Raw genomic sequence first — 26,575 nt, forward strand, 5'->3', positions numbered from 1 at the left:
AAGGCAAATGAGCACTCAGATTGATCTCGTCCCAGTCAAGCCGACCACTGCCATTGTGGGCGAAAGCTCGAGCAGGAGTACCGGATCCAAGTGGTTCCGGCTACTCGTCAACGACCGCGTGGCGACCGTCGCCGCCGTGATCCTCGGCCTCGTCTTCCTCACCGCGCTGATCGGCCCGACGCTGATGGGCAACTTGGCCACCCACATCGACCTCGACAACTCCAACCAGGCGCCGTTCACCCTGGCCCACGGGTGGGCGAACGTGCTCGGCACCGACCCGCTCGGGCGCAGCATGCTGGCCCGACTCATCGTGGCCTGCAGGACAACGCTGTCGGTGGCCGTTCCGGCGGTTCTCATTTCCGCCGTCGTCGGGTCGCTGGTCGGCATGTGGGCCGGCTTCTACCGAGGCTGGCGCGAGACCGTCGCCATGCGGGTGGCCGACGTCATCATGAGCTTCCCGTCGCTGTTGCTCGCCGTCGTCGTGCTGTACGTGTTCTCGCCAAGCGCGGCGAACATCGTGCTGGTACTGGCTATCACCCGCATCCCGGTGTACCTGCGGACCGCACGCGCCGAGTCGTCCGAGCTTTCCAGCCGCGTGTTCGTCGACGCGGCCCGCACGTTCGGCGCCAGTGGACGTTCGATCATCACCCGCCACGTGCTGCCGATCGTGCTGCCGACGTTGCTCACCGTCGCGACGCTCGACTTCTGTTACGTCATGCTGGCGGAGAGTTCGTTGAGCTTCCTGGGCATAGGCATCCAGCCCCCCGACGTCAGCTGGGGGCTCATGGTGGCCCAGGGCCGCACCTACCTGCACACCGCGTGGTGGCTCTCGTTCTTCCCCGGAGTGGCCATCGTCATCACGACCGTGTCGGCCACCATCCTCGCCGCGTGGGCCAGGATCGCGACCGATCCCGGTCAGCGGTGGCGGCTCACCGTTCCGCAGAAACGCTTGTCGCGCTTCACCAAGACCGGAAAGGCCCTCTCATGACCGCAGTGGCAGAACATCCGTCCGCCGAACGCGTGGACGCCGATCCCGCCCTTCGGGTCGAGGACCTCACGGTCGACATCCGCACCATCACGGGCACCGTGCGCGCCGTCGACCACGTGTCGTTTGCCGCTCACCGCGGTGAAACCCTTGCCCTGCTCGGTGAATCCGGCTGCGGCAAGTCGATGACCGCGACGGCGCTGGTCGGATTGCTCGAGCCCGTCGCCGACGTGACCGCGGGCTCCGCACGGCTAGCCGACGTCGACCTGTTCGCCGTCGATCGCAAGAAGCGCCGCCAGCTGGCGGGCACCGAGCTTGCGATCGTCTTCCAGGACGCGCTCACCGCACTCAATCCGCTCTACACGGTGGGCACTCAACTCGCCGAGCCCTTCCGCATCCACCATGGGATGAAGGCCAAGGCGGCCAAGCGCAAGGCAGCCGAACTCATGGCACGCGTGGGGATTCCGCAGCCCCAGGAGCGGTTGAACTCCTACCCGCACCAGTTCTCGGGCGGCATGCGCCAGCGCCTGCTGATCGCGATGGCGGTCGCGCTGAATCCGCGGGTGCTGATCGCCGACGAGCCGACCACCGCGCTGGACGTGACGGTGCAGGCTCAGATCATGGCCCTGCTCAAGAGTCTGCGTTCCGAGTACGACATGGCCGTCGTGCTGATCACGCACGACCTGGCGCTTGTGGCCGAGGAGGCCGACCGGGTCGCGGTGATGTACGCGGGCAACATTGTCGAAACAGGTTTGGTCGCAGAGGTGTTCGCCAACCCGAAGCATCCCTACACCAAGGGTCTGCTGAACTCAGTCCCGGTGGACGCCGAGCGCGGCGCAGAACTGAAGTCCATCGGTGGCGCGCCGCCGGATCTGCACTCCATTCCGGAGGGCTGCGTCTACCAGGCGCGCTGCCCGCTGGCCAGCGAGCTCTGTCGCACCCAGCGGCCCACGCTCGAGGCCGTCGGCGCCCGACGGAAGTCCGCATGTCACTTCCCCGAGGAGGTCGTCAATGTCTAACCCCACAGCGGCGGATGATCAGTTGCTCACCGTGCGCGGTCTGTCCAAGGCGTTCCGGGTACCCGGCAGCAAGAACAAGCTGGGCGCGCTCGACGGGATCGACCTCGACCTCGCCCGTGGCGAAACCCTTGGCCTCGTCGGCGAATCCGGTTGCGGCAAGTCGACGCTCGCACGCACGTTGATGATGTTGGAACGTCCCGACGCAGGAAACGTCACGTTCGACGGGATCGACCCGTTCGGCTTGCGCGGCAAGGACTTGCTGAAGTTCCGGCGGCGCGTTCAGATGGTGTTCCAGGACCCCTACGCGTCGTTGAACGCGCGGATGTCGGCCGGCGACATCATCGCCGAGCCGTGGCGCACCCACAAGGGACTCCACAAGTCGAAGCGCGACCGCGACATGCGCGTGCGCGGCCTGCTCGACCTCGTCGGACTCGGCGCGAAGGCCGCCGACAAGTACCCGCAGGAATTCTCCGGCGGTCAACGTCAGCGCATCGGCATCGCACGGGCGCTGGCGCTCGACCCCGACGTCATCATCTGCGACGAGCCGGTATCCGCCCTGGACCTTTCGGTTCAGGCGCAGGTGCTCAACCTGCTCAACGAGTTGCAGCGGGAGCTCAAGATCTCGTACGTCTTCATCTCGCACGACCTGTCGGTAGTGCGGCACGTCGCCGACCGGGTCGCCGTCATGTACCTCGGCCGCATCATCGAAACCGGGCCAACCGAAGCGGTTTTCGACACTCCGCAACACCCGTACTCCGCAGCGCTGGTGTCGGCCGCTCCGAAGTTGGACGCCGCACAGCGCGGCGAGCGCATCTTGCTCAAGGGCGAGGTTCCGTCGCCGCTGAACCCGCCCTCGGGTTGCCGCTTCCGGACTCGCTGCTGGAAGGCGACCGACGTCTGCGCGCAGGAGCGCCCGCCGGTGGCGCTCGACCTTCGGGTGGCCGGCCACTCCGCCGAATGCCATCACCCACTCGCGGATGAGTCGGCGCTTACCCGCAGCGCGTGACCGGCTATGCCGTGATCGCCGCCGCGGTGCTGATCGCTTCGTGTCTTCAGGCGTCGATCGGATTCGGCATGGGGATGCTCGCCGCTCCGGTGGTGGCCCTGGTCGATCCGAGCCTGATTCCCGGCACGCTGATCATGCTGGCCACGGTCGTCACGTTGGCGGTCACCGTGCGCGAGCGCGCGGCCGTGGACTTCTCTGGAACCGGGTGGGCGCTGGCGGGCAGAGTGCCGGGAACCATTGCGGGCGGCCTAATTCTGACGTTCATCCCCGAGCGCGCGTTGGTGCTCTTGATCGCGTGTGTGGTGCTGTTTGGGATCGTCCTGACCAGCTTCGGATGGGTGCCGCTGCCGCGCAGGCGCAACCTTGTGTTGGCGGGCGCGACGTCGGGTGTGCTGGGTACCGCGACCTCGATCGGCGGCCCGCCGATGGCGCTCGTCTGGCAACGGAACACCGGGCCGCGACTGCGTGGCACCATGAGCACGTTCTTCCTCGTCGGGTCGGTGATGTCGATTGTCGTACTCGCGGTGGCCGGTGCAGTGCACGTCGAAACCTTCCGGATGTGCGCACTGCTGCTTCCCGCGGTCCTCGGCGGCTACGCGTTGTCCCGGTATGTCAATGGCTGGTTGAACCCCGCGCGGCAGCGCTGGACGGCGATCGTGATGTCGTTCGCAGGCGCCGCCGCGTTGATCGCACGTGAGGTAGGTGTGTTGTGACGATGCCGCCCGATGGTGAGTCGGAAGTCGCTGTGCGCAAGGTCAAGTCGGCCGTGCGGACCGTCGAGTTGCTGGAGTATCTGGCCGCCCGCCAGGATCGGCCCGCGAGCATCCGCGAGCTCAGTGCGGCGCTCGGCATGCCGCGCAGTAGCGCGCACGCGCTGCTACGCACGCTGATGGCCCAAGGTTGGGTGCGCTCCGACGACTCCGGAACGCGGTACGGAATCGGTATCCGCGCACTGCTCGTCGGCACGAGTTACCTCGACAGCGACCCCTACCTGCCGCTGATCACGCCGTTCCTCGACGACCTGCGCCGCGAGTTCGACGAGACATTTCACGTGGGCCGCCTGGACGGGCCGGACGTGGTCTATCTCGCCACCCGCGAGTCTCGTCAGTATCAGCGTGCGGCCAACCGAGTCGGGCGCCGGCTGCCGGCACACGCCACCGCATTGGGCAAGGCGCTGCTGGCCGACCGATTCGGCGCCGAACGGGACCGCCACATTCCCGACCAGCTGCAATCGATCACGCCGCAGACCATCGTGGACAGGTCCGAGCTCGAGGAGGCGCTCGAGACCGCCCGAATTCGCGGCTATGCCACCGACGACGAGGAGAACACTCCCGGATTGCGTTGTTACGCCGTGCCATTGCACTACACGCGGCCCGCCCAGGACGCGATCAGCGTGTCCGTTCCGATCGCACGGCTGACGCCGGAGCGCGAACGGGGGCTCGTCGAGGCGCTGTGCACGGTGGGGGACAAGGTGACCCGCGTGCTGCGACCCGTCGCGAATGGCGACAAGTGGTTCGCGCAGTGACGACGAATCGATGCGTGTACAGCATCAATCCATGCCACAACGGTGTTGGACGTGCATCAACAAGCGTTTGTACGCTAAGCGCATGACCCAGCAGCGTCGCACTCCGGTCGTCACCGAAATGCGGGTCGTCCCCGTCGCGGGCCACGACAGCATGCTGCTCAATCTCAGCGGTGCCCACGGTCCCTTCTTCACCCGAAACCTGGTCATCCTCAAGGACTCCGACGGCCGAACTGGCGTCGGCGAGGTGCCAGGGGGTGGAGCAATCCTGCGCACGCTCGAAGACGCCCGCCCGATCATCGAGGGCAGGCCCATCGGCGCGTACCACGCCGTGCTCGCCGACATCAGGCGCGCATTCGCAGACCGCGACGGAGCAGGTCGCGGCGCTCAGACGTTCGACCTGCGCGTCACGGTGCATGCGGTGACTGCTGTCGAATCGGCACTGCTCGATCTGCTCGGGCAACATCTCGAGGTGCCGGTCGCGGCACTGCTCGGCGAGGGGAAGCAGCGCGATCGCGTACAGGCGCTCGGCTACCTCTTCTTCATCGGGGATCGCACCAAGACCGACCTGCCCTACTTGTCCGGCGCCGACGAGGACGGGTCCGCCGACGAGTGGTTCCGGATCCGGCACGACGAAGCGCTGACGCCCGAGGCCGTCGTCCGGCTTGCCGAGGCCGCACGCGAGCGCTACGGGTTCCGCGACTTCAAGCTCAAGGGCGGCGTGCTTCCTGCAGCCGACGAGTCCAAGGCCGTCATAGCGTTGGCCGATCGCTTTCCGGACGCACGAATCACGTTGGACCCCAACGGCGGCTGGCTGCTCGCCGATGCGATCGCCACGTGCCGTGAACTCACCGACGTGCTGGCCTATGCGGAGGATCCCGTCGGGCCAGAGGCAGGCTTCTCGGGCCGCGAGGTGATGGCCGAGTTCAAGCGCGCCACCGGCCTGCCGACGGCCACCAACATGATCGCCACTGACTGGCGGGAGTTGGGCCACGCCATCCGCGCCGGAGCCGTCGACATTCCGTTGGCCGACCCACACTTCTGGACCATGAGCGGTTCGGTGCGCGTGGCGCAGCTGTGCGACGCGTGGGGGCTCACGTGGGGGTCGCACTCCAACAACCACTTCGACGTCTCGCTGGCCATGTTCACCCACGTCGCGGCGGCCGCCCCCGGTGAGGTCACCGCGATCGACACCCACTGGATCTGGCAGGACGGCCAACGCATCACCAAGCGACCGTTCCAGATCGTCGACGGGTACCTCGACGTTCCGGTCGCGCCTGGCCTCGGCGTCGAACTCGACGAAGCGGCCGTCGCCGCCGCCCACGAGCTCTACCTGGCCGAAGGGCTCGGCGCGCGTGATGACGCCGCCGCCATGCAGTACCTGATCCCCGGCTGGACGTTCGACGGCAAACGTCCAGCGCTGCAACGGAACTAGCGCCATGCGGATCATCGTCACCGACAGCAATCTGATACCGCACCGCGAGCGGTTCGAGGCGGCCCTGCCGGCCGACGCGGACGTGTACTGGCGAGTCGGCACTGACGCGCACACCGTGCTTGACGACCTACGGGCAGCCGAGGTCTACGTCGGTGGCCGGTTCACTGCAGACATGGCCAGCGTCGCAGAGAAGCTGCGGCTGATCCACGTCGTGGGTGCGGGCATTGATCGCGTCGACTTCGCGGCATTCTCCGAAGACATCTTGGTGGCCAACACCTTTCATCACGAGCGTTCGATTGCCGAGTACGTACTGGCCGCCGCGATCATGCTCACCAGGGGGTTCCTCGCGCAGGACGGTGCGCTGCGTACCGGCGTGTGGGCGACCTCGGTGTACGACGACGCGACCCCCCAACCGCGGACGATGCGGGACACCCGCATCGGATTCGTGGGGTTCGGTCACATCGGCCAGTTCGCCTGGGATCTTTTTCAAGCGCTCGGATGCGCCGGGGCGGCCGTGACCGGTTCGGGCCTCATCGACGCCGCGATCCACGGGCTGACGTGGGCGGGCGACACCACCCGGCTGGAGACCTTGATGCGCGAGTCCGACGTCGTGGTGGTGTCCGCCCCGCTGACACCCGACACCGAGGGCATGATCGACGCCGCCGCGCTGCGGGCCCTTGGCCCGGACGGAGTGCTGGTGAACGTCGGCCGCGGACCCGTCGTCGACGAGGCCGCGTGCTACGAAGCCTTGCGCGACGGCGTCATCCGCGCCGCCGCGATCGACGTCTGGTACCGCTATCCCGCTGCCCGCGGTGAACTGGTCGCGCCTAGCGAGTTGCCCTTCGCGACGTTGCCCAACGTGCTGATGACACCACACTCCTCGGGAATCACCGCCGACACCTTCATCGGCCGGTGCGATGACATCACGGCCAACATCGGACGGTTGGCGCGCGGCGAGCCACTGCGCAACGTGGTGGCGCGCTAGTTCTGACTTGTACAGTGCGGTGCAATGGATCGGTATCGCTACTGCGTGATCGGCGCCGGGATCGTGGGGCTCTCGACGGCACATCACCTGCTCACGGGGCAACCCGACGCGTCGGTCGTCGTACTCGACGGAGCCGACGACGTCGCGACCCATCAAACGGGGCACAACAGCGGCGTCATCCACTCCGGCATCTACTACGAACCCGGCAGCCTCAAGGCCACGCTGTGCAAGGCGGGCGAGCGGGAGACCAAGCAGTTCTGCACCCAACATGGCATTGCGTACGAGGAGTGCGGGAAGCTCATCGTCGCCACGGACAGCGTCGAAGCCGACCGGCTGGCCGGACTGCAGGAGCGCGCCGCGATCAACGGAATCACCTGTCGGCCGGTGGATCACGATGAGCTCGGCGAGCTCGAGCCGAACGTGACCGGGCTGCGCGCGTTGCACCTTCCCGCCACGGGCATCGTCGACTACCGATTGGTCGCGCGCAAGCTCGCCGAATTGGTCGAAGTCGCGGGTGGCGCGGTACACACCGGCGCCAGGGTGACGGACATCGTCGAGGGCGCGTCCGGTGTGGCGGTCTCGACCGTGACCGGGTTGCTGCTGTGCGACCGGCTGGTGGTGTGTGCCGGGCTGCAATCGGACCGGCTCGCAGCGTTGGCCGGCGTGAAGACCGACGTCCAGATCGTCCCGTTTCGGGGCGAGTACTTCCAATTGCCCTCCGGGCGAGCGAATTTCGTGCGTCGACTCATCTACCCGGTGCCCGATCCCGAGCTCCCCTTCCTGGGTGTGCATTTGAGCCCGACCATCGACGGCGACATCACCGTCGGGCCAAGCGCGGTGCTCGGCCTGGCTCGCGAGGGTTATCGCAAGGGTTCCTTCAACCTGCGCGATGCCATCCAGTTGGCGGCTTTCCCCGGACTGTGGCGCGTCGCGGGGGCGAACGTGCGCACCGGCCTGCGCGAGATTCGAAACTCGGTGTCCAAGAAGAGCTATCTACGCGAATGTCGCAAGTACGCGCCGGCATTGACGGCGGACGATCTGTTGCCGCGAGAGGCGGGCATCCGTGCGCAGGCGGTACGCAGGGACGGCACGCTGGTGCACGACTTCGTCATCGAGCAGACCCCGCGGATGGTGCACGTGCTGAACTCGCCGTCACCGGCGGCGACGGCAGCGCTACCGATCGGCCGACGGATCGCCGATCTAGTGACTAGTCAGGGCAGCGCGTCGTAGGCGAGGGTGAAGTACCTGGCGGTGCGCTCGCTTCCCTGGATACCAGGGCCCATCTTGTTCATCGTGTAGGCAATGGTGGTCCGGCGCTCCGGATTCATCGACTCCCATGACCCGCCCCAGCCGCCCCAGAAGCAGATCTTCTCGTCGGGGATGTACGGGATGGTTTCGGGCGTCGGTAGGCCGAAGCCGAGTCCCCACCGGATGCGTTCTCCGGCGAGCACGAGATCCGGACCATCGCATTGCACCTCGAAGATCCGCTCGATGGTGTCCGGACGGAGCAGTTGCACGCCATCGACCGCGCCGCCCAATGAGATCGCCGACAGGATCCTGGCGAGCGCCCGCGCGTTCGTATGGCCGTTGGCGGCGCCGATGTCGGCGGCGCGCCAGTCGGCCGTGTTGGCCACCGCTGGATCCGGCGCCGGTCCGGTGAACGTCTTCAGCATCTGGTCGGGCCATTCGGCGAAGGGCGGGAGGCCCTCGAACGGGTCCTCGGGCAGGATGACGTCGGCGATGCGCGCGGAGTCTTCGGGTACTGCACCGATTTGGAAGTCCGCTCCCAGTGGGCCGGCGATCTCCTCGGCGACGAACTGCTTGAGCGTGCGGCCGGTAGTCCGGCGCACCACTTCGCCGATGAGGTGACCGTGGTTCAGCGCGTGGTAACCCGAGGCGGTGCCTGGCTCCCACCACGGCGCCTGAGCGGCCAGCATCGACGTGGACTTCGCCCAGTCGAAGATGTCCTCGGTGACGACGGGCTGATCCCATCCCGATACGCCGGACGAATGGCTGAGGAAGTGGCGAAACTCAACCCCCTCTTTGCCGTTCGCGCCGAACTCCGGCCAGACGCTGGCGACTGGGGTTTCCGGTTCGATCAGGCCGCGGTCGATCAGCATCAGGCCGGCGAGCGCGGTCACCGTCTTGGTCGACGACCAGACGTTGACGATGGTGCCCGCCGTCCACGGCGTCGTCTTCGCGACGTCGGCATGGCCACCCCACATGTCGACGACGGTCTCGCCGTCGATATCGATTGCGATCGCCGCGCCGACCTCCTCGCCGCTGGAGATCGCGTCACCCAAGGCGGCGGCTACTTTGTCGAAGCGACTGTCCCAGTGTCCGTGAACCACGTTGTCCATCGGACCATCATGCGTCGAGATGTGCACCAGGGTCGCCGGTTCGGCTCGAATCGCGACCGTGGTGCAGGCACGTAAGCGTCAGGCGCTGGCGTTCCAGGCGTCCCGAATCTGCTCGAGCCCATCAGGAGTGAGGCTGCCGAACAGGCGCACCCGCGCCATCCCGCCGTCGGGATGAATGTCGAGTCGGGCGTCGGTGATCGGACGGTCATCGCGAATGAGGAAACGATGCCTGGTGTCCGGTTGCAGGTCCGTCGGCGGCAGCAGTTCGAACCAGTCCCCGTCGCCGTCGCGCCCCGAGAGCCGGGCCACCCCTGGCGCGTTGCCGACGAAGTACGAGGTGTCGAGCTCAGCGGTGTTCAGCACGCCGCGGCTCGCCAAATGAAGCTGTACCCAGTCGTTTCCGGTGTCGCGCCGACGCGAGGTCTCCCACCCGTCGCCCATGGTCCTGGCGGTGCCAGGCAGCAGCAGATTGTTCGGCGAACTGTAGAACATGTTGGAGCAGGCCGTGATTCGGCCGCCGTTCTCCAGCGCTGCCAGATCGAGTGGCACGCCATCGGCGAAGTCCGGGTTCAGCAGCCCCTCGCCGTGCACCCGGAACCGGGCCACCCCGCCATCGGGGTAGATCGACAGCCGCACGTGCGACCAGCGCCGCGACGACTCGACCTTGAACGGGTTGCGGGTGTCGCCGTTCACGCCGGTGCGTTCGACGATGGTCGTCCACTGGGTCTTGTCGACGAGCTCCTCGACCGACGGATGGCCCGCGACGTAGGCGGCCTCGACCGAGATCTGCGGCGGGTAGTTGCCGGTAAACCAAGCGGTGTCGACGACAACGCCGCGCACCAACCCTGGAACACCAAGGCGGACGATCACCGAGTCGCACACGTCGGGCCCGACGTCGCGCCGCCGCCGTGTTTCCCAGCCGTCGTAGATCTGCCCCTTGTGGCCGAACGTGGCAGGCCGGAACTCGGCAGGCGCCGGCTTGATCAGGTTTTCCTTCTCGGCGAACAGGTCGTCGTTGGCCCACAGCACGGCACCGCCGGCGGGCCGCGCAGCCAGATCGGGCAGCGAGAGGAAGTGCGATTGCGCCCGGTTTCGTTCGGATGGGGTGGTCACTGCGCTAAGCGTAGGCGAGCGACGCACTTTCACCAGTTGTGGTAGCCGCCCTCGGGGCCAAGCATCCGTTCGAGCCTGGTCCGGTTGATCCTGGCGAGTTCGTTGCGCATCACCTTGCGCTCTGTCTCGGTGTCGTGGTGCATGCGGTCCGCGATCGCGGCCGATACGTCGGGCGCGCCGAGGCCGCCGACGCACATCACGAAGGAGAAACCGTACTTCTCGGCGTACCGGTGAGCGGACTCGCTCAGCTCGGCCATGACCGCGGGGTCGTCGTCCCAGACCGAGCACTGCTCAGCGTGGGACTTGGCGCTGCGTGGCCGACGGCCGAGGTGCGGGCAGGCCTCGAGAATCTGGTCGACGGCCCGCTCGGAGAGTGCGAACAACAGCGCATCAGCCCGACGGAACAGGGCGTCGTGATCGTCGTAGGCACGTCCGCCGGCAAGGTCGCGGGCCAATGTGACGCTGTTGCAGCACTCGTAAAGGGCGTGCACCGCCTTGCGTTCGGGCATCCCGTTGAACGCCTCGAGGCCGATCCCTTGATGCAACAGCACATAGCCATGATCGAAGGCCTATGGCACGCGCAGGTTACTCAGTGTTACGGCAGCAATAAATCGTTCCGGCAGTAATAGATCAGTGCCCGTTGGCCTTGAACCGTTCGACCGACCGGTTGAGCTCCGCCTCGGCCTCCGCACGTCCCACCCAGTCAGCAGCCTTCACGAACTTGCCTGGTTCGAGGTCCTTGTAGTGGACGAAGAAGTGCTTGATCGCCTCGAGTTCGAACGACGGCACGTCGGCGAGGTCCTGGATGTGGTCCCACCGAGGATCCCCAGCGGGCACGCACAGCAGCTTGTCGTCGCCGCCTGCCTCGTCGGTCATCTGGAACATCGCCACCGGCCTGGCCTCGACGATGCAGCCAGGGAAGACGGACTCGGGCAGCAGCACCAGTGCGTCCAGCGGATCGCCGTCCTCGCCGAGAGTGTCCTCGAAGAATCCGTAGTCGGCCGGGTAGCCGAACGCCGTGTAGAGGTAGCGGTCGAGCTTGACCCGGCCGGTCTCGTGGTCCACCTCGTACTTGTTGCGCGACCCCTTCGGGATCTCGATGACGACGTCGAACTGCACCGCCGCGTCTCCTTTGTGTCTACAAAGCGTGTGGGGTCGTCGGGTGACGACGAGGCTCAACCATAGTCGAGCGATACTGTGGTTATTTAGAGGTCCAACCGGGCCCGCTCAGCAACCCCGGAATCCTGGAGAGTCATGCGGCCCACCACGTGGCGCCGATCCACCCATGTGGTGATCGGTCTGGCGGTGCTCGCGATCGTCGCCGCGGTCGTCGTGGTGGCTGCGCTCGTCACCTCCGGTGGCCAATCGACCAGCACGGCGCAGGCGGCCAAACCGCAACCGGCACTCGCCACCGCGCAACCCGGCATCACGGCGGTCGCCGAGTCCGCGCCAACGCCGGCACCGAACCGGCTGGCCGCGACGTTGGCGCCCTTCGTCGCCGACCCCAACCTCGGCACGCTCACCGGACGGGTCACCGACGCCATCACCGGTGCGCAGCTGTGGGCGCAGGGGGCGGGCGTGCCGATGCAGCCCGCCTCGACCAACAAGGTGCTGACCACCGCTGCTGCGCTGCTCACGCTCGACCGCAACGCGACGCTGTCCACCACGGTGCTCACCGACCCGGATACCCCTGGGCTGCTGATCCTCAAGGGCGGTGGCGACCCCACGTTGTCGGCGGCTGCACCCGGTCAGCCCACTTGGTACAAGGGCGCGGCGCGGATCAGCGACCTCGTCACGCAGGTGCGCGACGCCGGGGTCGCCGTGACGGCCGTCCAGGTGGACACCAGCGCATTCAGCGGGCCGACGATGGCGCCCGGATGGGACGCGACCGACATCGAGGGCGGCGACATCGCCCCCATCGAATCGGTGATGCTCGACGGCGGGCGCACCCAGCCGGTCAGCGTCGAGTCGCAACGGTCCCCGACCCCCGCGCTCGACGCGGGCCGTGCGCTGGCCGTGGCCTTCGGCGCAAACCCTGCCGCCGTCACCGCGCTGCCGACCACTCCTGCCACGGCGAAGAAGATCGCCGAGGTGCAGTCGCCGCCGCTGATCGAACGGCTGCGACAGATGATGAGCGAGTCCGACAACGTGATGGCCGAGTCGGTCGGGCGCGAGGTGGCTGCGGCCGTCGACCGCCCGCAGAGCTTCGACGGCGGCGTGCAGGCGGTGCTGGGTCAACTCCGCAAGGGCGGCATCGACACCGCCGCTGCGACGCTCGTCGACTCCAGTGGGCTGTCGGTCAACGACCGGTTGACGGCGCTGACGCTCGACGAGGTCGTCAACGCCGCAGCGGGTGACGAGCACCCGGAGCTCCGGCCACTCCTCGACCTGTTGCCGATCGCAGGGGGTAGCGGAACGTTGTCCAACCGGTTCATCGACACGCCTGCGGGCCTGGCCGCGGCCGGTCTGCTCCGGGCCAAGACGGGTTCGTTGACCGGAACCAATGCCTTGGCGGGCATCGTCACCGACGCCGCGGGGCGGGTGCTGACCTTCTCGCTGATCTCGAACAACGCCGGTCCGACGGGGCGCACCTCGATCGACGCCCTGGCTGCCACCCTGCAATCGTGCGGGTGCGGATCGTGAGCCCGTCGTCCGTAGGGGGCACCGTCGACTGGGGCTTCGCGGCCACCGTCGGTAGCAAGCTCGTCCGGCCGGGGCCGCCGACCACCGACTACACCCGCCAGCAGGCCATCGAGCAGCTTTCGGAGTCCGCCCGGAGCGCCGAACTCCCCGTTCGCGAAGTGACGTTGCTCAACGAAGGTGCCGCCGTGACGGAGGCGCGCATCATCGATAGAGCCGAATGGGTCACGGCCGCAACCGAATCCATGCGGCTCATGATGGGTGGCGACGCGCACAAGTCGAGTGGCTTGCTCACCGGCCGGGTCACGGGCGCGCAGACGGGTGCGGTGCTGGCGTTCATCTCTTCGGGCATCCTGGGTCAGTACGACCCGTTCGCCGGCGGTGGTGAGCTACTCCTGGTCCATCCGAACATCATCGCGGTTGAGCGTCAGTTGCGCGTGTCCCCAGCAGATTTCAGGTTGTGGGTCTGCCTACACGAGGTCACTCACCGCGTTCAGTTCCGGGCCAATCCATGGCTGGCCGAACACATGTCGCGCGCGCTGTCGGTCATCACCGACGAGAGCGAGCAGGACATCACCCAGGTGGTCGGCCGATTGAGCGAGTTCGTACGCAATCGGCGAGACGGTGTCGCGTCGGAACCGAATTCCGAAGGCGTGCTGGGCTTCATGCGAGCCATCCAGTCCGAGCCACAGCGCAAGGCGCTCGATCAGCTACTGGTGCTGGGCACGCTGCTGGAGGGACACGCCGACCACGTCATGGACGCCGTCGGGCCCGCGGTGGTGCCGTCGGTGGCGACGATCAGGCGCAGGTTCAACGAGCGACGCCAGCGCAAACAGTCTCCGGTGCAGCGCATCCTGCGGGCGCTCCTTGGGGTCGACGCCAAGATGAAGCAGTACACGCGCGGCAAGGCCTTCGTCGACCATGTGGTGGCCGAGGTGGGCATGGAGAAGTTCAACACCATCTGGACCAACGCCGAAACCCTTCCGCTGCCAACGGAAGTCGACGAGCCCCAACGATGGATCGAACGGGTTCTGTAGCGACGCTGGCAAAGCCGGTCGCCGACTTCGCCCGCGTTCACCTGCCCGGCGAACGACGGTGGTGCGTGGCCTTGTCCGGCGGCCCGGACTCCCTTGCGCTGGTGGCCGTCGCCGCCGCGCAGCACGATACGACCGCGCTGATCGTCGACCACGGGCTACAAGCCGACTCCGGACGCGTCGCCACCCGCGCCCGTGATCAGGCCATGCAGCTGGGTTGCGTCGACGCCGTCGTGCTCCGCGTCGACGTGGGAAGCGACGGCGGACCGGAGGCCGCCGCCCGCACCGCGCGGTACGCGGCGCTGGATGGGGCAAGGGCCGGAGCGCCCGTGCTACTCGCACACACCCTGGACGACCAGGCCGAGACGGTTCTGCTCGGCCTCGGACGTGGGTCGGGTCCCCGGTCGATCGCAGGTATGCGGCCATACGACCCGCCGTGGTGTCGACCCCTACTGGGTGTGCGGAGGGCGCTTACCCACGCGGTCTGCGCGGAGCTGGGTCTGACGCCGTGGCAGGACCCGCACAACACCGACCCGCGCTTCACCCGGGTGCGGTTGCGCGGCGAGGTGCTGCCGCTTCTGGAGGACGTGCTCGAAGGAGGGGTTGCCGAAGCGCTGGCCCGCACTGCGGCCGCCCTGCGGGAGGACACCGACGCGCTGGACGACCAGGCGGCGGCCGCGCTGCCCGGGCTCGAGTCCGATACCGGGCTAGACGTCGCCGGGCTTGCCACGCTGCCCGACGCCCTCCGACGGCGGGTCATCCGCCGCTGGCTGATGGCCGGGGGCGCCACGGGGTTGACGGACAAGCACATTCGGGGCGTCGACACGCTGGTCACGGCGTGGCGGGGGCAGGGCGGGGTGGCGGTCGGCTCGGCGTTTCCGGGCCAGCGGATGTTCGCGGGTCGTCGCGACGGTCGGCTTTTGCTGACCCGCGAACCGGTCTAGCGGAACCTGTATTGGTCGCGGGGCCGCCGACGTGGCACGCTGATGCCGTGCCTGCGCAATCTGCCGCCGAGCTGTACCCCGGCGACATCAAGTCGGTGCTGCTTTCCGAGGACGAGATCCAGGCGCGCGTCGCCGAGTTGGGCGCGCTGGTCGGCGAGCATTACCGAGCTTCCGTCGCCGACGGTCAGGACCTTCTTCTGGTCACGGTGCTCAAGGGCGCGGTCATGTTCGTCACCGACCTCGCGCGGGCCATCCCGCTACCCACGCAACTCGAGTTCATGGCGGTCAGTTCGTACGGGTCGTCGACGTCGTCGTCCGGCGTGGTCCGCATCCTCAAGGATCTCGATCGCGACATCAACGAGCGCGACGTGCTGATCGTCGAGGACATCGTCGACTCGGGGTTGACGCTGAAGTGGTTGCTCCGCAACCTGGCCACCCGCCATCCCCGGTCGCTGAAGGTGTGCACGCTGCTGCGCAAGCCCGACGCCGTCCGCGTCGACCTCGACATCGACTTCATCGGCTTCGACATCCCCAACGAGTTCGTCGTCGGCTACGGCCTGGACTACGCCGAGCGCTACCGCGATCTGCCCTACATCGGCACCCTCGACCCGAAGGTCTACGAGGAGCCTGCCTAGCCCAAAGGAAGGTGCGACGTGGCCCAACTGGACATCATCGACGAAACGCAGACCGCCCTGCGGATCTGTCCGTTCTGCGAGGCCACCTGCGGGCTGACGCTCACCATCGAGCAGGGGCGCGTCACCAAGGCCCGCGGCGATCGCGAGGACGTCTTCAGCCAGGGGTTCATCTGCCCCAAGGGAGCCAGTTTCGGCGCACTCGACGGGGACCCGGACCGACTGAGCGCACCGCTGGTTCGGCGGGACGGCGAATTGGTCGAAGTGACGTGGGACGAGGCCTTCCAGGCGGCCGCGGACGGCCTTGGCACCGTGGTGCGCGAGCACGGCGGGCGGTCGGTCGCGGTCTACGTCGGCAACCCGAACGCTCACACCATTGCGGGCGGACTGTACGTCCCGCTGATCATCAAGGGCCTTGGCACGCAGCAGATCTACTCCGCGAGCACCCTGGACCAAATGCCCAAGCACGTGGCGCTGGGGTTGATGTTCGGCAACGCCATCGCGTTCACGGTTCCGGACCTCGACCACACCGATCATCTCGTCGTCATCGGCGCGAATCCGTTGGTGTCCAACGGAAGTCTCGCCACCGCCGCCGATTTCGGCGGGAAGCTGAAGGAGTTGCAGAAGCGAGGCGGTCGGCTCGTCGTGATCGACCCTGCCCGCACGCGCACCGCGGAGCTGGCCGACCTGCACATTGCCCCACGGCCAGGCACAGACGCGGCACTGTTGTTCGCCGTCGTCCACACGCTGTTCGACGAGGAGCTGGTGGCCCACGAGCTCGGCGGGCTGGCCGAGCACGTCGTCGGGATCGAGCAGGTGCAGGCGCTGGCCGAGGGTTTCGCACCGGAAGTCGTCGCCGAGCATTGCGGGGTGCCTGCCGAAGACATCCGGATCGTGGCCAGGGAACTCGCCGCTGCGCCAACGGCTGTGGTGTACGGCCGAATTGGCACGTCCACAGTCGAATTCGGGACGCTCGGGAGCTGGCTGGTCGACGTCGTCAACGTGCTCACGGGCAATCTGGATCGGCGCGGCGGTGCGATGTTCCCGCAATCGCCGGTGAGCCAAGCGGCGCGGCCGCCGAAGCCCGGTCGCGGGTTCCGCACGGGGCGCTGGCACAGCAGGGTGTCCGGTCACCCAGAGGTCTTGTCCGAGCTGCCGGTGACCGCGCTCGCCGAGGAACTGGAGACGCCGGGTGACGGTCAGGTGAGAGCCGTCATCACCATCGCGGGAAATCCGGTGCTGTCGGCGCCCGACGGTGACCGGCTGAGCCGGGCGCTGGACGGGGTGGGGTTCATGTTGAGCATCGACCCCTACCTCAACGAGACGACGCGGCACGCCGACGTGATCCTCCCGCCGCCTCCGCCGTCGCGGAGCGCCCACTTCGACGTGGCTCTTGCCGGCGCTTCGGTGCGCAACAACGCGAGGTATTCGCCTCCGGCGCTACCGCTTTCGCTTGGCCAGCCCGACGAGCCGGAAATCCTGTCCAGGCTCGCGCTCGTCTTGGCCGGAATGGGCCCATTCGCCGACCCCGCACTGGTCGACGAGCAGGTGATCGCCATGACACTTGCCAAGGAGACCGCCGATCCCGATTCGCCGGTGGCGGGGCGGGACCCCGCGGAACTGACGGCGATGCTGCCCGAGGGCCGGGGCTACGAACGCAGGCTCGACATGATGCTTCGGTTGGGACCGTACGGCGACGCGTTCGGTACGAAGCCCGACGGGCTGAACCTGGAGCGGCTCATCGCTGCCCCACACGGCATCGATCTCGGGCCGCTGCGCCCACGGATATCCGAGGTGCTGCGGACGGCCTCCGGCAAGCTCGAACTCGCCCCGGTTGCGCTCGTCGAGGACGTTGCGCGGTTGCACGCGTCCATCGACCGCGGGACCGACGGGTTCGTGCTCATCGGGCGCCGTCACCTGCGGTCCAACAACAGTTGGATGCACAACTTGCCCGCGCTGAACGGGGGCACGAACCGCTGCACGCTGCGGATGCATCCCGCCGACGCCGCCGAACTAGGCGTCACGGACGCGGCGCGGGTCAAGGGGCCGGGCGGTGAACTCGAGGCGCCCGTCGAACTGACCGACGCCATCAGACGCGGCGTCGTCTCCCTGCCACACGGCTGGGGGCATGACCTCAGCGGCACCAAGATGTCGGTCGCGGCCGGGGCCCCCGGCGTCAACGTCAACCAATTGAACGACGGAACGACACTCGACCCGCTGTCAGGCACGGCGGTGCTGAACGGCATCCCGGTGCAGATCGCCCCGGCCTAGCCGCCAAACGCGGTGCGGCTCAGCCGAGTTCCCACACCACCGTCACCGAGAATCCGACGGTCTGCTGGCCCGGCGAGATCGGCACGCCTGCCGCGGCCGTGGCGTCGAAGCGCGGCATCGGCGTTGGCGGTGTGACGTTGGCGCCCGCCTCGGAGATCGAGATGACCTTGCCGAGGTCGAGTCCGGACAACTGTGCATATTGCTGAGCGCGGTTCTTCGCGTCGTTGAACGCACCGGCGCGGGCGTCCTTCACCAACTGTGAATCGTCCTCGATCGACAAATTCACCGAGTTGATTCGGGTGGCGTTTCCGCCGGCGTTCTGAATCGCAAGGATCGTCGGCGAAGCAGCGTCGAGCTTTCGGATCTTCACTTCGATCGAGTTGCTCGCCTGGTAGCCGTTGATGACGGAGTTGTCGCCGTACTGAGGTTGGAGGGTGACGCCGGTGGTGCTGATGTCCTTGCGGTCGATGCCCTGGCTGGCGACGGCGTCCGTCACCGCCGACATGCGCTGGTTGGTCTGATTCAACGCGGCGCTGGCATCGGGGGCGATCGATTCGATGGCCGCCGCGACGGTGACGGTGTCGGGCGTGCCCTGCACCTTGCCCTCGCCGACGACGGTGACCTGACGCACCTTTCCATCGGCCGCCTGGACGGGCCCCGACTTGGCGTCGCAGGCCGCCAGTCCGGCCACGGTCAGCCCCGCGGCGGCGACGACGAGGAATCGAGTTGGCAACCTTGCCCACGCGCTGATCGGCATACAGGCACCCTACAGATCCGGCGTGCTGCGATCGGGAAGTCTGAGTCCGCCGATGAACTCCAGCAGGGCGTCGGTGACCTCGACCGGTCGCTCCTCAGGCAACCAGTGCCCGCCGTCGATCATCACCTCGCGGTAGTCGCCGGTGACGAGCTCGCGCACGCGGTCGCGCGGCGTGTAGGCCAGCGTCGGGTCGGCGGAGCCGCCGATGAACAGCGCGGGCGCGGTGATCGTGGGGGCGACAGGGTCGGCCGTCAGTTCCCAGTTGCGGTCGAAGCAGCGATACCAATTCAGCGGGCCGGTGAAGCCGTGCTGGGTGAATTCCGCGACGTAGTGGTCGAATTCGTCATCCGTCAGCCAGGCCGGGATGTGCCCCGGCTCGGCGATCCGGTCGAGAAAGCCCCGTGGGTCCGGGTTGGAGCCGGGTGCGGTGAGATCGGCCGCCATGATCTTCCGCATCGTCGTGGCGGGATCGCGGGACAGTTCGGCATCCGCGGGACCGTGCTCCTGGAAGTACAGGATGTAGAAGAAGTTGTCGCCGAAGATCCGACGGAAGGCCACGGTGGTCGGGACGCGCGAGCGCGGCACCGGCGGAAAGCTGATGCCGACGACGCCTGCGATGCGGTCGGGATGCAGCAGCGGCGCTCCCCACGCGACGACGCCGCCGAAGTCGTGGCCTACCAACACCGCCTGGTCGGCGCCTCCGCCGACCTCCGAGTCGAGCAGTCCGATCACGTCGGCCGACATCTCGACCACGGTGTACGCGTCGACGGCATCCGGTTTGGTCGACGCCCCGTAGCCGCGTTGGTCGGGTGCCAACACGTGGTACCCGGCGTCTGCGAGTGCGCAGATCTGGTGGCGCCAAGTGAACGCAAGCTCGGGGAATCCGTGCAGCAGCACGACGACGGGTGCTCCGCGTGCACCGGCCTCGACCACACGCAACCGCACGCCGTTGGTGTCGACGAACCGTTCCGTCGGTGCACTCACGGCTTCAGCCAAGCACAGCGCATCACCTCCGGTGAACCGCGGGAACCTTCACACGTTGGTCTAGCGGTAACCTGAACGGAACTAAAGCATGCGTATCGGAAGGACCTGGCCGTAGAAGGCCGATGCTCGATGAATCGAAAGAACGTCGTCCGCACCGTCACCGCCATCGCGGTCGTGCTGCTCCTTGGTTGGTCCTTCTTCTACTTCAGCGACGACACCCGCGGGTACAAACCCGTCGACACGTCGGTGGCGATGGCGCAGATCGGCGCCGGGAACGTCAACAGCGGTCAGATCGACGACCGCGAACAGCAGGTGCGCCTCGACCTCAAGAACGGCAACGGCGACACCGAGAACAGCGACAAGATCATCACCAAGTACCCCACCGGCTACGGGGTGCAGCTGTTCGACGCGTTGACGGCCAAGAACGTCAAGACCAACACCGTCGTCAACGAGGGCAGCGTGCTCGGCTCGCTGCTCATCTACATGTTGCCGCTGCTGCTGCTCGTCGGGTTGTTCGTGATGTTCTCCCGCATGCAGGGCGGTGGCAGGGGGATGGGCTTCGGCTTCGGCAAGTCGAAGGCCAAGCAGCTCAACAAGGACCTGCCGAAGACGACGTTCGCCGACGTCGCGGGCGTCGATGAGGCCGTCGAAGAGCTCTACGAAATCAAGGACTTCCTGCAGAACCCCACCAGGTATCAGGCGCTTGGCGCCAAGATCCCCAAGGGCGTACTGCTCTACGGGCCGCCGGGCACCGGCAAGACGCTGCTGGCCCGCGCGGTCGCGGGCGAGGCAGGGGTTCCGTTCTTCACCATCTCCGGCTCGGACTTCGTCGAGATGTTCGTCGGCGTCGGCGCTTCGCGTGTCCGGGACATGTTCGAGCAGGCCAAGCAGAACAGCCCTTGCATCATCTTCGTCGACGAGATCGACGCCGTCGGTCGCCAGCGCGGTGCCGGCCTCGGCGGCGGGCACGACGAACGCGAACAGACGCTGAACCAGCTGCTCGTCGAGATGGACGGCTTCGGCGAACGCCAGGGCGTCATCCTCATCGCGGCGACCAACCGCCCGGACATCCTCGACCCCGCGCTGCTGCGTCCGGGCCGCTTCGATCGCCAGATCCCGGTATCCAACCCCGACATCGCGGGCCGCCGTGCAGTGTTGCGGGTGCATTCACAGGGCAAGCCCATCGCGCCCGACGCCGATCTCGATGGACTGGCCAAGCGCACCGTCGGCATGTCCGGCGCGGATCTGGCCAACGTCATCAACGAGGCCGCTCTGCTCACCGCGCGCGAGAACGGCACCGTCATCGCTGCCGCCGCACTCGAAGAGGCTGTGGACAGGGTGGTCGGCGGGCCGCGCCGCAAGGGCCGCATCATCAGCGAGCACGAGAAGAAGATCACCGCGTACCACGAAGGCGGCCACACGCTGGCCGCGTGGGCCATGCCTGACATCGAGCCCATCTACAAAGTGACCATCCTGGCGCGCGGGCGCACGGGTGGCCACGCCGTCGCCGTCCCCGAGGACGACAAGGGGCTGATGACCCGTTCGGAGATGATCGCTCGACTGGTGTTCGCCATGGGTGGACGGGCCGCCGAGGAACTCGTCTTCCGCGAGCCGACGACCGGCGCCGTCTCCGACATCGACCAGGCCACCAAGATCGCCAGGGCCATGGTGACCGAGTACGGCATGAGCTCCAAGCTGGGCGCCGTCAAGTACGGAACCGAACACGGCGATCCGTTCCTCGGTCGCACGATGGGAACGCAGGCCGACTATTCGCACGAAGTCGCGCAGATCATCGACGACGAGGTGCGCAAGCTCATCGAGGCCGCGCACACCGAAGCGTGGGACATCCTCACCGAGTACCGCGACGTATTGGACATCCTCGCCGGCGAACTGCTCGAGAAGGAAACGCTGCACCGGGCCGAGCTCGCGGCCATCTTCGGCGACGTCAAGAAGCGCCCGCGGCTGACCATGTTCGACGACTTCGGTGGCCGCGTGCCGTCCGACAAACCGCCGATCAAGACCCCCGGCGAGCTCGCAATCGAACGTGGCGAACCGTGGCCCCAGCCTGCCCCGGAGCCTGCGTTCAAGGTCGCGATCGCCGAGGCCAGCAAGGCCGCCCAGGCGGAGGCGCAGAAGAACGGCACGAACGGCTCGAATGGGGTCGGCGCCAACGGCGCACCCAACGGCGCGCCCGCGAACGGGGTGCCCGCCAACCCCGCCAACGGCGCCACGCAACCCGACTACGGCGCGCCCGCGGGTTGGCACGCGCCTGGCTGGCCCCCGCAGCAGGGCGGTCAGTACCCGCCACAACCCGGCCAGTACCCGCAGGGTCAGCACTACCCGCAAGGCCACGGCTATCCGCAGGCCCCTCCGTACGGGTGGGCGCCGCCGCCAGGCCAGTACCCGCCGCCGTATCAGACGTACCCGCAGTCCGGGCAGCCCGTCCCGCAGGGTGGCGCTCCCGCGCCGGCCCCGCACGACGAACAGGGCCATGACGACCGGCCCAATCCGGCGCCACCTGGCTGACGAGAAACGGAAATTCCATAGATGACGCGGCAACTCGACTCGGTCACGTTCACCCCTTCGGATTTCGACCAGCCCCGCGCGGAAGCAGCGGTGCGCGAGTTGTTGATCGCCGTCGGCGAGGATCCGGAGCGACACGGTCTGTTGGACACACCGGCCCGCGTGGCGAGGGCGTACCGGGAGATGTTCGCCGGGCTGTACGAGAATCCCGACGAAGTGCTCAACACCACGTTCGACGAGCAACACGATGAACTGGTGCTGGTCAAGGACATTCCGATGTATTCGACCTGCGAGCACCACCTGGTGGCATTCCACGGCGTCGCGCACGTGGGTTACATCCCCGGCGTGGACGGCCGCGTCACGGGCCTGTCCAAGCTGGCTCGGCTCGTCGATCTCTACGCCAAGCGTCCTCAGGTCCAGGAGCGGCTCACCGCGCAGATCGCGGACGCGCTGGTGCGCAAGCTCGACCCGCGCGGAGCCATCGTGATCGTCGAGGCCGAGCACTTGTGCATGGCCATGCGGGGCATTCGGAAGCCGGGCGCCACCACCACGACGTCGGCCGTACGCGGTCAGTTCAAGACGGACAAGGCATCCCGGTCCGAGGCGCTGGATCTGATTCTGCGGAAGTGAGCCCACCGAGCATCACCCCAAAGCCCGTCGCTTCGCTCGCCCCACGGGTGATGGGCGTCGTAAACGTCACCGACGACTCCTTTTCTGACGGGGGACGGTTCCTCGAACCATCTCGAGCCGTCGCGCAGGGACTTGCGCTGGCCGCCGATGGCGCGGCGATCATCGACGTTGGCGGTGAGTCGACCCGCCCCGGCGCTGCGCGGATCGACGCGGACGTCGAGACGGCTCGAATTCTTCCTGTCATCAAAGCCCTTGCCGAGCAAGGTATTACGGTGAGCGTCGATACCATGCACGCACAGGTGGCCCGTGCGGCACTGGAGTCCGGCGCCCGCATCGTCAACGACGTGTCCGGCGGCCGGGCCGATCCGGACATGGGGCCGTTGGTTGCCGACGCCGGGGTGCCGTGGGTGTTGATGCACTGGCGGTCGGTCGCGGCCGACCGCCCGCACGAAATCCCCGCCTACGCCGACGTGGTCGCCGACGTGCGTGCCGAGTTGCTGGCAAGTGTCGACGCGGCCGTGGCAGCGGGGGTCGATCCGGCCAAGCTCGTCATCGATCCAGGGCTCGGCTTTGCGAAGTCGGCCGCGCACAACTGGGCGCTGTTGAACGCGTTACCCGAATTGGTCGCCACCGGGATACCCGTGCTGGTCGGCGCTTCCCGCAAGCGTTTTCTCGGCGCCCTGCTCGCGGACTCCGAAGGAGCGCTGCGACCACCAGGCGGCAGGGAGACCGCGACGGCGGTGATCTCGGCACTCGCCGCGCAACACGGAGTTTGGGGGGTGCGGGTGCACGACGTGACAGCGTCGGTGGACGCGTTGAAAGTGGTGGAGGCCTGGTCCCTTGGCTGATCGAATCGAGTTGCGTGGCTTGACCATTCGCGGCAATCATGGGGTGTTCGATCATGAGCGCAGAGACGGTCAGGACTTCGTCGTCGACATCACGGTGTGGATCGACCTCGCGGCGGCTGCCGAGAGCGACGACCTCGCCGACACGGTCGACTACGGCGCGTTGGCGCAGCGGGCGGCGGAGATCATCGGCGGCCCAGCCCGCAACCTCATCGAAACGGTCGCGGCCGAGCTCGCCGACGACGTCATGGCCGACGAGCGAGTGCACGCGGTCGAGGTGGTGCTACACAAGCCCGATGCACCGATTCCCTTGACGTTCTCCGACGTTGCGGTGGTGGCCCGGCGCTCGCGACGCGGGGGACGGACCCCTTGACGCGGGTCGTGCTGTCCGTCGGGTCCAACATCGGTGACCGGCTCGCACATCTGCAATCGGTGGTCGACGGCCTCGGCGCAGCAGTGCGCGCGGTGTCTCCGGTGTACGAGACGGAGCCGTGGGGCGGCGTCGACCAGGACGGGTTCCTGAACGCGATACTGCTGGCCGACGATAGTGAGTTGAACAGCCGCGACTGGTTGCGCCGTGGCCAGGAACTGGAACGGGACGCTGACCGAGTACGTGAACAGCATTGGGGCCCAAGGACACTCGACGTCGACCTGATCTCCTGTCACGACGGAACAGCCGAAGTATTGAGCCACGACGAAGAGCTGACGTTGCCGCACCCGTACGCCCATCAGCGCGCGTTCGTCCTGATTCCGTGGCTCGCGATCGACCCCGCGGCCACTTTGACCGTGGGCGGTGAACAGCGCTCAGTCGCAGGACTGCTCGCCGACCTCGATCCCGGTGACCGCTCCGACGTGCGGCTCACCGAACTGGTGCTGGGGCGCTGATGGGACCCACCCGCAAGCGTGATCTGCTCGGAGCGATCGTCGTGGTCGCCGTCGTCGCCTTCATCGTGGTGCACGGGGCGTACCGCTGGTTCCCTCCGATCACGATCTGGACTGGCTCGTCGCTTCTGGCGGTGGCGGCGGCCGAGTTCGGCTGGGCCTTCTATGTTCGATCGAAGATCAACGACGGCGAGATCGGCGACGCACGCGGCTGGTTGCATCCCTTGTCGGTGGCCCGGTCGGTGATGGTGGCCAAGGCATCGGCCTGGGTCGGCGCTGTCGCGACTGGCTGGTGGGTGGGAGTGCTGGCCTTCCTCATCCCTCGCCGAGAAGCGTTGCGCGTGGCCGAGGCGGATACCCCGGGTGCGGTGGTGGCGGCCGCAAGCGCGGCGGCGTTGGTGCTCGCGGCGCTCTGGCTACAGCATTGCTGCAAGTCTCCGCCGGAACCGCCGGAACAAGCCGATGGCGTGCCGGAGTAGCCGATGACTCACCTGACCTGCCGAATCGCCGTACGGGTCGACACGCTTGGTGACCTGTGACAGGTACAGTCAGCCCATGATCGAACCTACCCGTGGAGCGCGCCAGCGGCGCGTCAACCGCAGGCCAGGTTGGGTTTTGCTCACGGCGTTGCTGGTGCTCGCCATCGTCGCAAGCTCCGCCCTGGTGTTCACCAACAGGGTCGAGTTGCTCAAGCTCGCCGTCGTCATCGCATTGTGGGCAGCGGTGGTGGCGGCCTTCATCTCGTTCATCTACCGCCGCCAGTCCGACGTCGATCAAGCCAAGGCGCGGGACCTGAAAATGGTCTACGACCTTCAGCTGGATCGAGAGATCTCCGCGAGGCGCGAGTACGAGCTTTCGGTCGAAGCTCAGCTTCGGCGTGAGCTCTCGTCCGAGCTGCGGGCCCAGAGCGCGGACGAGGTCGCTAGCCTGCGGGCCGAGTTGGCCGCGCTGCGGGCCAGCCTCGAGATCATCTTCGACACCGATCTGCAGCATCGGCCCGCGCTCGAGACCGAGCGCACGGCCGTCCACACCTTCGGCCGAGTGATCAGCAGCCGAATCGATGCCGAGGATCGCGAGGACGTCGAGGCCAACACTGACGAGAGCCCGATCATCGACGTGCCTGAGGAACCGCACCCTCCGGAGCACGAATGGGCTCCGACGCCTTTGTCGGGCGGTGCGCACCGCAGGGCGTCCGAGCGTGAACCTGCCGGCACGGGCTGGCGGGCCTCGCCGGAGCCGCCGCCGCGGCCGCGTGTTTCTCAACCTGCGCCGGAGCCACGGCTGCCGTGGCTGCCGCCTGAACCGGCCCCGCCCGCTCCCGCCCCGCCGCCGGCACCCGCCCCAACGGCGGCAACTGCCCCTCCGCCGGCACCCGCCCCGCCGCCGGCACCCGCCGCTCCTCCGCGACCCGCACCGGAGCCCACCCCGCCACCACCGCCGTCGTGGCAGGACCCCGGCAGGCCCGCTCCGGCCGCCTCGGGCTGGCAGCCGGCGCCTGCCGACGGCCAGTTCATCCCCGCCGGCGAGCCGGGCAGCAACTGGGAGTCGATGGCGGCCGAGAACGGCAACGTCGCGGCGGGCCCACCGGCCGCCGGGCACCCTCACCCGCCTGCGATGACGCCGCCCCCGGCCGAACCGCGGCGCGGCAGGCACGGTAGTTCCGAGCCCAATGCCGAGGACGTCCAGCGGCGGGCCAGACACTGGGCGCAGGACGCCGAGGACCCCGGACGGCGCTCGCCCACGCTGGCCACTCCGCCGCCCCCGCCCCCCGAGCCGCCCGTCGTACCCCCTGTGGCTCCCGAGCCGCCGAGCGCTCGTCACCGCGGAAGTGACGAGGTCCAAGACGAGGTCCAAGACGAGGCCGGTCAGCACGCCGGTGGGCAGCCCCTGTCGGAATTGCTCGCACGTTTGCAGGTTGGTTCCACGGGCGGCGGCCGTCGCCGTCGCCGTGAGGAGTGAGTTAGTCTCATGGCGACTGTCCGGTACCCACGATGTGGGCCTGGAACGA

26 protein-coding genes are annotated in these 26,575 nt (G+C 67.7%); 20 read left to right on the forward strand and 6 right to left on the reverse strand.

What is annotated here, in order from left to right:
* Positions 1 to 7: 7 nt before the first annotated feature.
* The 8 genes from SLQ30_RS23590 to lhgO all read left to right on the forward strand — a co-directional run bounded on the left by SLQ30_RS23590 (position 8) and on the right by lhgO (position 8,182).
* Positions 8 to 988: an ABC transporter permease gene (locus tag SLQ30_RS23590; RefSeq protein WP_319449208.1), complete on the forward strand. Its 981-nt coding sequence runs from the start codon at positions 8 to 10 to the stop codon at positions 986 to 988.
* On the forward strand, positions 985 to 2,004 hold the full coding sequence (locus tag SLQ30_RS23595) for an ABC transporter ATP-binding protein (RefSeq protein ID WP_319449209.1): 1,020 nt from the start codon (positions 985 to 987) through the stop codon (positions 2,002 to 2,004). The genes SLQ30_RS23590 and SLQ30_RS23595 overlap by 4 nt, the downstream gene beginning before the upstream one ends.
* Positions 1,997 to 3,010: an oligopeptide/dipeptide ABC transporter ATP-binding protein gene (locus SLQ30_RS23600; protein WP_319449210.1), complete on the forward strand. Its 1,014-nt coding sequence runs from the start codon at positions 1,997 to 1,999 to the stop codon at positions 3,008 to 3,010. Before SLQ30_RS23595 ends, SLQ30_RS23600 begins: the two co-directional genes overlap by 8 nt.
* A complete protein-coding gene (locus SLQ30_RS23605) occupies positions 3,007 to 3,723 on the forward strand; it encodes a sulfite exporter TauE/SafE family protein (RefSeq protein ID WP_319449211.1) in 717 nt (238 codons plus the stop codon). Before SLQ30_RS23600 ends, SLQ30_RS23605 begins: the two co-directional genes overlap by 4 nt.
* A gap of 2 nt (positions 3,724 to 3,725) precedes the next feature.
* Positions 3,726 to 4,535, forward strand: a complete 810-nt coding sequence (locus SLQ30_RS23610) for an IclR family transcriptional regulator (RefSeq protein ID WP_319449212.1) — start codon at positions 3,726 to 3,728, stop codon at positions 4,533 to 4,535.
* A gap of 82 nt (positions 4,536 to 4,617) precedes the next feature.
* Positions 4,618 to 5,967 carry an enolase C-terminal domain-like protein gene (locus SLQ30_RS23615; RefSeq protein WP_319449213.1) on the forward strand — a complete coding sequence of 450 codons (1,350 nt, stop codon included), beginning with the start codon at positions 4,618 to 4,620 and terminating at the stop codon, positions 5,965 to 5,967.
* A 4-nt stretch (positions 5,968 to 5,971) separates the two neighbouring features.
* On the forward strand, positions 5,972 to 6,952 hold the full coding sequence (locus tag SLQ30_RS23620) for a 2-hydroxyacid dehydrogenase (protein ID WP_319449214.1): 981 nt from the start codon (positions 5,972 to 5,974) through the stop codon (positions 6,950 to 6,952).
* 24 nt (positions 6,953 to 6,976) lie between these two features.
* Entirely contained in the window at positions 6,977 to 8,182 is a 1,206-nt protein-coding gene (lhgO, locus tag SLQ30_RS23625; RefSeq protein ID WP_319449215.1) for an L-2-hydroxyglutarate oxidase, read from the forward strand.
* Here lhgO and SLQ30_RS23630 read toward each other — a convergent pair.
* The 4 genes from SLQ30_RS23630 to SLQ30_RS23645 form a co-directional block, all read right to left on the reverse strand.
* A complete protein-coding gene (locus SLQ30_RS23630) occupies positions 8,164 to 9,312 on the reverse strand; it encodes a serine hydrolase domain-containing protein (protein ID WP_319449216.1) in 1,149 nt (382 codons plus the stop codon). The two genes, lhgO and SLQ30_RS23630, sit on opposite strands and share 19 nt — an antisense overlap.
* 78 nt (positions 9,313 to 9,390) lie before the next feature.
* Positions 9,391 to 10,425: an allantoicase gene (gene alc / locus SLQ30_RS23635; RefSeq protein ID WP_413468154.1), complete on the reverse strand. Its 1,035-nt coding sequence runs from the start codon at positions 10,423 to 10,425 to the stop codon at positions 9,391 to 9,393.
* A gap of 29 nt (positions 10,426 to 10,454) precedes the next feature.
* Entirely contained in the window at positions 10,455 to 10,976 is a 522-nt protein-coding gene (locus tag SLQ30_RS23640) for a 2-oxo-4-hydroxy-4-carboxy-5-ureidoimidazoline decarboxylase (protein WP_319449217.1), read from the reverse strand.
* 79 nt (positions 10,977 to 11,055) lie between these two features.
* The gene (locus tag SLQ30_RS23645; RefSeq protein ID WP_319449218.1) at positions 11,056 to 11,544 is read right to left on the reverse strand and encodes an inorganic diphosphatase; all 489 of its coding nucleotides are present in this window, start codon (positions 11,542 to 11,544) and stop codon (positions 11,056 to 11,058) included.
* Positions 11,545 to 11,679: 135 nt separating this feature from the next.
* Between SLQ30_RS23645 and dacB the strand changes: the two genes are divergently transcribed.
* The 5 genes from dacB to SLQ30_RS23670 are packed head-to-tail and all read left to right on the forward strand — an operon-like array spanning position 11,680 to position 17,946.
* Positions 11,680 to 13,068 (forward strand): D-alanyl-D-alanine carboxypeptidase/D-alanyl-D-alanine-endopeptidase, encoded by a 1,389-nt coding sequence (gene dacB, locus SLQ30_RS23650; RefSeq protein ID WP_319449219.1) that lies wholly within the window; start codon positions 11,680 to 11,682, stop codon positions 13,066 to 13,068.
* On the forward strand, positions 13,065 to 14,102 hold the full coding sequence (locus tag SLQ30_RS23655; RefSeq protein ID WP_319449220.1) for a zinc-dependent metalloprotease: 1,038 nt from the start codon (positions 13,065 to 13,067) through the stop codon (positions 14,100 to 14,102). Before dacB ends, SLQ30_RS23655 begins: the two co-directional genes overlap by 4 nt.
* Complete coding sequence (gene tilS / locus SLQ30_RS23660) at positions 14,081 to 15,043, forward strand: tRNA lysidine(34) synthetase TilS (RefSeq protein WP_319449221.1); 963 nt, start codon at positions 14,081 to 14,083, stop codon at positions 15,041 to 15,043. The genes SLQ30_RS23655 and tilS overlap by 22 nt, the downstream gene beginning before the upstream one ends.
* An 11-nt stretch (positions 15,044 to 15,054) precedes the next feature.
* On the forward strand, positions 15,055 to 15,678 hold the full coding sequence (hpt, locus tag SLQ30_RS23665) for a hypoxanthine phosphoribosyltransferase (RefSeq protein WP_319449222.1): 624 nt from the start codon (positions 15,055 to 15,057) through the stop codon (positions 15,676 to 15,678).
* Positions 15,679 to 15,696: 18 nt separating this feature from the next.
* The gene (locus tag SLQ30_RS23670) at positions 15,697 to 17,946 is read left to right on the forward strand and encodes a molybdopterin oxidoreductase family protein (RefSeq protein ID WP_319449223.1); all 2,250 of its coding nucleotides are present in this window, start codon (positions 15,697 to 15,699) and stop codon (positions 17,944 to 17,946) included.
* A 19-nt stretch (positions 17,947 to 17,965) separates the two neighbouring features.
* On the opposite strand, the gene SLQ30_RS23675 is transcribed toward SLQ30_RS23670, so the two are convergent.
* Together SLQ30_RS23675 and SLQ30_RS23680 are read right to left on the reverse strand one after the other, a co-directional pair.
* Positions 17,966 to 18,703, reverse strand: coding sequence for an SIMPL domain-containing protein (locus tag SLQ30_RS23675; RefSeq protein ID WP_319449224.1), 738 nt, complete (start codon positions 18,701 to 18,703; stop codon positions 17,966 to 17,968).
* Between the two features lie 9 nt (positions 18,704 to 18,712).
* Positions 18,713 to 19,687: an alpha/beta hydrolase gene (locus tag SLQ30_RS23680; RefSeq protein WP_319449225.1), complete on the reverse strand. Its 975-nt coding sequence runs from the start codon at positions 19,685 to 19,687 to the stop codon at positions 18,713 to 18,715.
* Positions 19,688 to 19,816: 129 nt separating this feature from the next.
* On the opposite strand from SLQ30_RS23680, the gene ftsH reads away from it, so the two are divergent.
* The 7 genes from ftsH (at position 19,817) to SLQ30_RS23715 (ending at position 26,526) form a co-directional block, all read left to right on the forward strand.
* The gene (gene ftsH / locus SLQ30_RS23685; RefSeq protein WP_319449226.1) at positions 19,817 to 22,213 is read left to right on the forward strand and encodes an ATP-dependent zinc metalloprotease FtsH; all 2,397 of its coding nucleotides are present in this window, start codon (positions 19,817 to 19,819) and stop codon (positions 22,211 to 22,213) included.
* Positions 22,214 to 22,234: 21 nt separating this feature from the next.
* Complete coding sequence (gene folE / locus SLQ30_RS23690; protein WP_319449227.1) at positions 22,235 to 22,840, forward strand: GTP cyclohydrolase I FolE; 606 nt, start codon at positions 22,235 to 22,237, stop codon at positions 22,838 to 22,840.
* Positions 22,841 to 22,890: 50 nt separating this feature from the next.
* The gene (gene folP, locus SLQ30_RS23695; protein WP_319449330.1) at positions 22,891 to 23,688 is read left to right on the forward strand and encodes a dihydropteroate synthase; all 798 of its coding nucleotides are present in this window, start codon (positions 22,891 to 22,893) and stop codon (positions 23,686 to 23,688) included.
* Positions 23,681 to 24,058, forward strand: a complete 378-nt coding sequence (folB, locus tag SLQ30_RS23700) for a dihydroneopterin aldolase (protein WP_319449228.1) — start codon at positions 23,681 to 23,683, stop codon at positions 24,056 to 24,058. Before folP ends, folB begins: the two co-directional genes overlap by 8 nt.
* Positions 24,055 to 24,570, forward strand: coding sequence for a 2-amino-4-hydroxy-6-hydroxymethyldihydropteridine diphosphokinase (folK, locus tag SLQ30_RS23705; RefSeq protein ID WP_319449229.1), 516 nt, complete (start codon positions 24,055 to 24,057; stop codon positions 24,568 to 24,570). The genes folB and folK overlap by 4 nt, the downstream gene beginning before the upstream one ends.
* The gene (locus tag SLQ30_RS23710; RefSeq protein ID WP_319449230.1) at positions 24,570 to 25,046 is read left to right on the forward strand and encodes a DUF3180 domain-containing protein; all 477 of its coding nucleotides are present in this window, start codon (positions 24,570 to 24,572) and stop codon (positions 25,044 to 25,046) included. Before folK ends, SLQ30_RS23710 begins: the two co-directional genes overlap by 1 nt.
* Before the next feature lie 76 nt (positions 25,047 to 25,122).
* Positions 25,123 to 26,526, forward strand: a complete 1,404-nt coding sequence (locus SLQ30_RS23715; protein ID WP_319449231.1) for a DUF6779 domain-containing protein — start codon at positions 25,123 to 25,125, stop codon at positions 26,524 to 26,526.
* The last annotated feature ends 49 nt before the right edge of the window (positions 26,527 to 26,575 follow it).

This window comes from Mycobacterium sp. RTGN4 (assembly GCF_033804635.1).
GTDB lineage: Bacteria > Actinomycetota > Actinomycetes > Mycobacteriales > Mycobacteriaceae > Mycobacterium.